This window comes from Nonomuraea sp. K271, from assembly GCF_009908215.1.
In the GTDB taxonomy this organism is placed as follows: Bacteria; Actinomycetota; Actinomycetes; order Streptosporangiales; family Streptosporangiaceae; genus Nonomuraea; species Nonomuraea longispora.
Genome location: NZ_JAAAHR010000271.1, coordinates 1 through 7358, shown reverse-complemented (window position 1 = coordinate 7358; position 7358 = coordinate 1). Strand labels below are relative to the sequence as shown.

Genomic DNA, 7358 nt, shown 5'->3' with positions numbered 1-7358 from the left:
GTATCGACGCCCACCTCCATGGCCCGCGTCAAGCGAAATCCACAGGTTCAGCCCGCGCTCCAGCGCCCGGCCCGAATCCGGGCCCGAACGCCGGAACAATCCGCGCTACTCCAGCTCAGGCTCAGCTCTACGAGCGGATGTGCCCATGTGTGGCAGCCCCGTACGGGTGAGGTGAGCACCAGCGCCGCCCGCCCGGCCAGATCCGGCGGCAGTCGGGCGATGCGCCGGAATCCCCGGCCACCACTCGTCCGAAGCCGGACGCCCCCTGCTTGCAGGCGTGGCCGAGGTTCGTCACGGCCAGCCGCGCCCATCTCTCCTCGTACTCCACGCCCACGGCGTATCTGTCGAGGTGAGCGGCCTCGACCAGGGTGGTGCCGATCCCGCACATCGGGTCGATACCCAGCTCTCCGGGTGCGGTGTAGGTGGCGATCGTCCTGGCGGCGATGTCGGGCAGCATCGTGCCCGGATGCCGCATCGACTCCGGCACGTACCGGCCCCACCGTTGCACCCGCGACGTTCTGCTGGCCGGTCGCCCACACCGACGTTGTCATTTCGATCATGAACGCTCACTTCCGTCCGCGCTGCCGTCGCCGACGCGTTTCGCCCGCTGAGTGGCTCCGCAGGCCCCCGTTTCCGTTCGGATGAACTCGGAGGTCTTCGGCCGGGTGAACAGCAGCACGTCACTGCGCACGTGCGCTCGCCGGCAATCCGGCGCACTCCGGCAGCTCGTGCGAAGCGGCCAGGCCACGATCGGAGACGTCAGGGTGGATGTGCTCGCCCTGTGCGGGCCGGCGTAGGGCGATGAGGTACTGCAGATACGCCAGGCCCGCGGCGCGTGTTTGGGCGAGGTCACGCCCGCCCAGTTGGCGTCGGTGAAGACGGCTACCGGCAGGCAGCCTGCCGTCAGCGCGGCCGAGATTACCTGATGATCGGTGGCGCCCAGGTGAGTGATCGTCTCGCCCATGCGAGTGCAGGTGGCGATGCGATGGCGGGCTGGCCGCCCGCTGACCGGATGACAACAACCGCTCTCGCAGGTGCTGGCTGATTCGGTGTCGGCTGCGGCCAGCCAGACGGTCAGTGGCAGATGTCCCCCCGTGGGGTCGTGAACCTCGCGACGTACGGTGAGTGCGCCGCAAGAGTGGCTGGTCGAGGCAGTGGTGGTCGAGGTGATGGGTTCGGTCATGTGGGTGTGGCCCGAGTACCGGGTCAGCGATCCCTGTCACTTATCCAAATACCCGTCTCGAGGCCCGAGTTAGGACAAGCCGCCAAGCAAAGATCTCGTAATGCCTGTCCGTGCCGCGCTTGTTCTGGGCTCCGCCGCGCAGTCGTTCGCCTGGCTACAACCAGGCTGGGGTGGCAGGCGGGTGCGTCGCGGCCCGGCCGTCTTCCGTCCCGGGCCAGCACCCAGAACCATCGTGGTTCAGCCGCCAACACCACTCCGCCTTGGGCCTTGTTTTCGCAGGTCACAGCGTTTTCGGGCAGTCTCTGGACAAGATCCGTCACCAATCACACGACGGAGTATCCTGATCTTTTGCAGCGAAGGTTGAGCATTATCACCGAAGGCTGATGACCGCCCGGTTTCTCACCGATGGTTAAGCACGCAGGCCAGGTCAGAGCGCGCGGCGGCGAACCTCGGGATAAGAGAACCGGGCGGCCCCAGGCACATACGCGACCGTGCCGCCACGTCCCGAAGGCGCTGCACAGTCCTCTCACCTGCGGCGTTTCCCCTCACTCAAACTTCGCTGACTCGCGCTGCCTGGACATGATGAAGGTGTGGAACGACTAGATGATTGAGTCCAAGGCGTAGCTGCGGGGATAGGGCGAGGATGTCCATTCTCGGGTTGTGACGACCGAACTGGACACCCTCGCAACCGCACTCTATGTGAGGGTCGATGATCTGCTGAAGAGTGCGCCGGAGCTGGCTCCGTGGCGGCCGAGGGTAGGCATCGCGCCCACGCTGAGCGACGCCGAGCTGGTGACGCTGGCGGTGCTGTCGGCGCTGCTGGGCTACCATCGCGAGCGCCGCTGGCTGCGCTACGCACACCGGGAACTGCGCGGCATGTTCCCCTACCTGCCCCAGCAATCGGGCTACGGCAAGCGGCTGCGCAAGTCGATCGGGCTGGTGATAGCGGTGATCCGGGTGCTGGCCTGCGACACCTGGCTGTGGAGCGACGAGGTGTGGGTGGCCGACTCCACGCCGGTGGAGTGCGGGCGTTCGGTGGAGACCGCGCGGCGCAGCCGGTTGGCCGGATGGGCCGAGTACGGCTACTGCGCCTCCCACTCCCGGTATTTCTGGGGGCTACGCCTGCACCTGGTGTGCACCCTGGGCGGGCTGCCGGTGCTGTTCGCGCTGAGCGGCGCCAAGGCCGATGAGCGTCAGGTGCTGCTGGGCATGCTGGCCACCGCGCCCCGGGTGCTGGCCGAGCACCCCGATCAGACGATCATATCTGATCGGCAGTACTACGGCCGTGCCTTCGAGCAGGACCTGGCCGCGGACGGGATACACCTGCTACGCCCCGCCCGCACCGGCGAGGCCGAACGAGCAGGCGCGCACCTGTTCAAGCCGCTACGCCAGGTCATCGAGTCGATCAATCAGACCTTCAAAGGCCAGCTCGACCTCGAACGACACGGCGGCCGCACCCCGGCCGGCGTCACCGTCCGCATCTTCGTCAAGATTCTGGCCCTGACCACGGCGATCTGGCACAACCAGCACACCGGCCAACCCATCAAGAGATCACTGACCCTCTACGATCACTAACCGTCCCCGACCCCTTGGACTCATCCATCTAGGGGAAGCTTCAGCCCCACGACATCCATCTCGTGCACCAGGGCTCGCCTTGAGCATTGACCTTGGCAGGAAGGCAGCGCTGCAATGGGCAGCAGGGCGGTGCGAGGGCCAGTGACCGATGTAGCTCGCGCCGCTTGAGCCCGCTCATTGTCGGTTACTGTCGGATGCTCCCTCGGTTACTGTCTTCACGCCGTCCCGGTCGAGGGCCTCCACAAGATCCGCAAGTGTGATGAACACGTTGGGAGTTACGCCTTTGCTTTTCATGATCTGCCGGAGCTGCGTTCCCGTGTGACGCTCTGCAGCCACGTAGTCGCAGTAACCTGCTGCGCACGAGAGGTACATCATGTCGATCAGGTCGTTTCCCTTCCATCGGTTCTGGCGATCGAGGTAGCGAAGCCGGAATAGCGCCGACAAGTTCGATACGAATGGCATCGTCTCGGTCTGCTGGAGCAACTCCTTGGCATCCCGGGCAAACGATGTTGGGGCGACGCCGACCCGTGCTGCGGCTTTGGCGAGCACCTGGATATTGTCGGTCCAGAAGAATCCTGCGGCCTGCTTTCGCCGATCTGTATCGGGGAGTCGCTGTCCGGCGAAGTAGTCAGTAATCTCCTGATTGCGCTGAACCCATGCGGACACGTCGCCCTTCGCCTCAGCGGTGGTGTCGATCAGGCACGACAACGTGGTGGAAGGTTCGGAGAGGACGAGCTGGAACAGATCCCAGTCGTTGTCGATCTTGTATGCTCGCACGCCGTTGGCGAGGAAGGCCTGTGGCTCGGTGGTGACGACAGGCAGCTGCGAGAATGCCGGCAACGGAGCGTCTTCGTGCGTTGCCAGCATCATGGCCACTTCGTTGTCCCAGACTGTCATGGGGGAGCGAAGCTCCCAGCCTCCGGCCAGCTTGGCCATCGCGAGTCCCAAGTTGTAGCGACGATCACCATGGAGCGGGTACGTCTCGGTAAGGTGGGCCGACGAGAGCGGCAGGACGATACCGGCGTCGGTGGCAAGTTCGATGATCCGCATCGCGGCGGTGAGTTCATCCTTGTTCGCAACCTTACGGGGGTCAACCATCGCCCATGCGAGCTTGCTCCAGTGATTCTGGTCGAGGTAGACGGCCGGTCGCCCCTTGTCTGTGCTGATAGGGCTGTACGCCTCCGACACGAGCGTGTCGCCCCTGCGTGTCGTGCTGATCACCCACCAGTGCTCCCAGTCGAAGACCGACTGTGCGACCTGGTTATCTGGCCAGGCTGTCGTCGGTAGCGTCCCGGCGAGACGTTGTCCGTCCGTCGTGACCACCACATATTCATTGCGCACGAAGTCGACCGCCCAGTGCTGGAATCGGTCGGCAGAAAGGACAGGTACGTCGGCCATGAGTCGATAGTGCCGCGCTGGTGCGACAAGACAACCGCGCAACCCCCGGGATCCTTTAGTCGCACTCCTGCGAGGCATGAGTCGTGCCAGCCTGTAGATCTTCTCGGGGCGGTCGCGGGTCGTCGACGCGCCTGACGGTCAGCAGGGGCCGACGGAAGAAGGAGCTGAGGAGATCCCGCAGTACATGACGGGCATTCGCCCGGGTAAGGGGGCTGCGTAAACAGCGCCCTCCCGATGGCCGGGCGATGGTAGGACGCCGAGCTGGTTCATCAACCCCCTGTGCGAGTCGCCGAGTCGTTTCGCCGTTTCGACAGCTACGAACCGCGAAGCCGCTCCACCTCCGCCTCCAACTCGCGAACCTTCGCCTCCAACTCAGCTCTCGTGGGCTTCCGGGTCGCAGTGGGACGGCGAGGCGACTTGGCAGGTACCCGCTTCGCCACGCCAGGTGGCTCCTCCACGAGGCCGATGGCCTCACCGTCCACGATGGTCGCCGGATCGAGGCCGCACTCAGGGCACGACGTGGAACCTGTGAACGCCGAGTGAAGCGTCTTGTGTGTGTAATGCGATTGCTTCTCCACGACGTGGCCGCAGTACAACCGGAGGCGCCATCGCATCAGTTCATGGGGCTGCTTTGGAGCGCCGAGGATACGGCCGAGATTCTCGATTTGCCGTGGCGAGAGTGGCGGTGACGGGCAACATTTGCCGCAGTGCATGGTCAGCGATCCCGAGACCGAGTGGCGCATCGCGTGACAGTCGCCGTGCACCTTTCTGAACCGGGCCTCCTCAGCGTCATAGCGGATGCGCTCTTCTTCTGTGAAGTACATGGTGCCCTTGAATTCCCATGGCTTCTCGTCTCGATACGGAAGATCGCAACCAGGACATGGCTCGCCCGCAATGTAGGCCTCCCACGTCAACGGGCCGATATCGCACCGCACCGCTTCGCGGATACGCTCGGACTCCTTCTGGACACGCTCGTGCTTTCTGGTCAGTTCGAATGGTGCGTCGAAGTCGCCGCGCCGCTCGTACTCAGTGAGGTCAACCATGACTTCGACCATAGGGGTACCTGCGTCCGAGTACGAGGGTTATACCTGAAGGCTCTTCCGATCCATGGAGGTGCACCAGCCAAGCGGCCTGCGCCTTAGCCTGGATCCACGGCTTGACATTTGCTGTATGTGTTGCGAAATGAGGTGACTTGTCCTCTGACCTGGGAAGATTGGAGTTCTCTACGCTTCAATCAGCCAGCTTAGGAAGGCACCTTGTAAATGCGATTTTCCACGCCGGAGCAACACCCACGCGATCTTCGATGAAGAGCAGTTGATCTCCTACGCCGGCCTGGCCACAGCGCTGCGGCTGGTCGAGCGGGCGGGCCTGGAGCATCTGGTCGGCGAGCAGATGGTTCCAGCAGCGGCAGACGGGGTGAACGCTCCCGCGAAGCTTGCCTTGATCGTGGCAGGGATGGCCTGCGGCGCCGACAGCATCAACGACCTGGACACGCTGCGGCACGGCGGGATGGGCGAGCTGTTCGACGGCATCAGCGCGCCGTCCACACTGGGATCGTTCCTGCGCGCCTTCACCTGGGGCAACGTACGACAACGGGACAAGGTCGCCCGGCAGATGTTTGCGGCGCTGGCCCAGCACACGCCGCTGCTGCCGGGCAAGGAAGTCCTGGCGTACTTGGACATCGACTCCATGCAGCGATGCACCTACGGCCATGCCAAGCAGGGCTCCGGGTTCGGCCATACGAAAAATCCAAGGCAAAAGTGTCCTGGTCCGCGGGCTGAACGTGCCTGCTGAACGCGTCTGACCGGCCGTCGCACAGCCCGGCACGGGCACGTGGGCGAACCCACCGCCCCGGCTGTCGCCACGGCGGATCGCGCGTATGACGGTCCTCTATAGCCGCAACGGGCACCTTCATCGCGTTGTCCGGCACGGCGAGTGTGGCTATCCGCCGGGTGAGCTGCTCGTTTCTTCCTCGGAACACATGGTTGCGCAGAGCGATGTGTCCGATACTGTTCGGGAATATCTCGTGGTGGCATCAGGTGAAGGCGACGCCCGCGTGTGTGCGATGCGGTTCGCCCGTCCCAGCTCATCGTCGGCCTCTCCTACGATCTGAACAACCCGATGAAGATCCGCGCCAAGCACAAGGTCGCCGGCATGCTTCTCCTCTACCGTGACCACGTCCGCCGCCTGGAGAAGGGCTGGAACGTGCCCGGCGTCTATCTCCTGCTCGACCGCGTGGACAGCGAGGGCCGGTGGGGCGCCTACGTTGGCAAGGCCAGCATCCCCGGGCTCCGTCACCGGATGCTGCAGCAGCAAGGATCGCGCTCACTGGTACCGGGCGCTGCTCATCCGCTACGAATCCAACGAGGACGAGACGCTTAATAGCAGCGAAGCCGGATGGTGGACAAGCTTGATCCGGTGGTGCAGGAGGTGTGCCCCGTCCAGCACAATTCGTCTGTGCTGGACGGGGCATGCCACCTACGCCACCGGCTCAGGCGCTACCAGCCACATCCTTCTCGTCGTCTTCGTTGAGATCCTCGATGTCCCCTTCGGCCAGTTCTTCGCCACCGCAGATCCGGCAGGCGCGTTCCTCCTCGGCGGTGAGCACCACCGCGGACAACTCCTCGACGCCGATGGTCACGGCCTTGCACAGGCGGTGCCAGCCGTCGATGATCAGCATCCCGCCAGTCGGGACCGTGGCCACGATCAACGGTCGCGACAGATCCACCCGCGCCGCGTGCTCGGCGTCGATGACGATCAGGTTGAGCATGCCCGCCCACCATTCGGTCACGATCCGCCCCTCTGGGACCCGCCCCTGGGCGATCTGCTTGGCGGCGGTGATGTCCCACCGCCAGCCGAGCATCTGGAAGATCTCCACCCGCGAACTGTCCGCCCGCCTCGGCACGAGCTCGGCGACGGTGGCGCTCTCCGGCGCGGTGGGTGCGGGGTCGCCGGTAGCGGTGTCGTGGCGGGTCATGCCGTGGCCTCCTGCCCGGCCGAGGCGCTCGGAGGCTGCTGCGGGGAGCAGGCCGGCACGAGTGTCTCGGCTTGGGTGAGGAAGGTGCGGGCGGCGTCTTGCCGGATGAGGGCGAGGCTGTGGTCGAGGTGGGCCAGCGCGAACGCGCGCTCACCGTCCTGCCCGCGCATGCGCCCGTCCTGGCTGGGGTCGAGTGAGATGGGGTCGGGCGGTGTGGGGTTGGGC

General features: G+C 65.0%; 8 protein-coding genes and 1 pseudogene. 3 read left to right on the top strand and 6 right to left on the bottom strand.

The window, feature by feature from the left end:
* Positions 1–127 precede the first annotated feature (127 nt).
* Positions 128–508: a TRM11 family SAM-dependent methyltransferase gene (locus GUY59_RS45055; RefSeq protein WP_201762113.1), complete on the bottom strand. Its 381-nt coding sequence runs from the start codon at positions 506–508 to the stop codon at positions 128–130.
* 48 nt (positions 509–556) lie between these two features.
* Positions 557–1183 (bottom strand): hypothetical protein, encoded by a 627-nt coding sequence (locus GUY59_RS45050; protein WP_138208368.1) that lies wholly within the window; start codon positions 1181–1183, stop codon positions 557–559.
* 660 nt (positions 1184–1843) lie between these two features.
* Between GUY59_RS45050 and GUY59_RS45045 the strand changes: the two genes are divergently transcribed.
* The gene (locus GUY59_RS45045) at positions 1844–2758 is read left to right on the top strand and encodes an IS982 family transposase (RefSeq protein WP_138208369.1); all 915 of its coding nucleotides are present in this window, start codon (positions 1844–1846) and stop codon (positions 2756–2758) included.
* A 174-nt stretch (positions 2759–2932) separates the two neighbouring features.
* Here GUY59_RS45045 and GUY59_RS45040 read toward each other — a convergent pair whose 3' ends face one another.
* Both GUY59_RS45040 and GUY59_RS45035 read right to left on the bottom strand, forming a co-directional pair.
* Entirely contained in the window at positions 2933–4156 is a 1224-nt protein-coding gene (locus GUY59_RS45040; protein ID WP_138208370.1) for a hypothetical protein, read from the bottom strand.
* A 314-nt stretch (positions 4157–4470) separates the two neighbouring features.
* Entirely contained in the window at positions 4471–5199 is a 729-nt protein-coding gene (locus GUY59_RS45035; RefSeq protein ID WP_138208371.1) for a hypothetical protein, read from the bottom strand.
* A 370-nt stretch (positions 5200–5569) separates the two neighbouring features.
* Here GUY59_RS45035 and GUY59_RS51585 point away from each other — a divergent pair.
* Together GUY59_RS51585 and GUY59_RS45025 are read left to right on the top strand one after the other, a co-directional pair.
* Positions 5570–5765: pseudogene (locus GUY59_RS51585) on the top strand (IS1380 family transposase); the annotation flags it as partial.
* A gap of 449 nt (positions 5766–6214) precedes the next feature.
* A complete protein-coding gene (locus tag GUY59_RS45025) occupies positions 6215–6538 on the top strand; it encodes a hypothetical protein (RefSeq protein ID WP_138208373.1) in 324 nt (107 codons plus the stop codon).
* 109 nt (positions 6539–6647) lie between these two features.
* Here the strand turns inward: GUY59_RS45025 and GUY59_RS45020 are convergent, their stop codons facing one another.
* Both GUY59_RS45020 and GUY59_RS45015 read right to left on the bottom strand, forming a co-directional pair.
* Entirely contained in the window at positions 6648–7133 is a 486-nt protein-coding gene (locus tag GUY59_RS45020; protein ID WP_138208374.1) for a hypothetical protein, read from the bottom strand.
* The coding region (locus GUY59_RS45015; RefSeq protein WP_161715061.1) for a hypothetical protein at positions 7130–7358 on the bottom strand (229 nt) is incomplete at its 5' end. The genes GUY59_RS45015 and GUY59_RS45020, both read right to left, overlap by 4 nt.

Coding starts and splice junctions, on each gene's coding strand:
- GUY59_RS45050 (WP_138208368.1), bottom strand. CDS start 1,183: ATGACCGAACCCATCACCTCGACCACCACTGCCTCGACCAGCCACTCT.
- GUY59_RS45020 (WP_138208374.1), bottom strand. CDS start 7,133: ATGACCCGCCACGACACCGCTACCGGCGACCCCGCACCCACCGCGCCG.
- GUY59_RS45040 (WP_138208370.1), bottom strand. CDS start 4,156: ATGGCCGACGTACCTGTCCTTTCTGCCGACCGATTCCAGCACTGGGCG.
- GUY59_RS45035 (WP_138208371.1), bottom strand. CDS start 5,199: ATGGTTGACCTCACTGAGTACGAGCGGCGCGGCGACTTCGACGCACCA.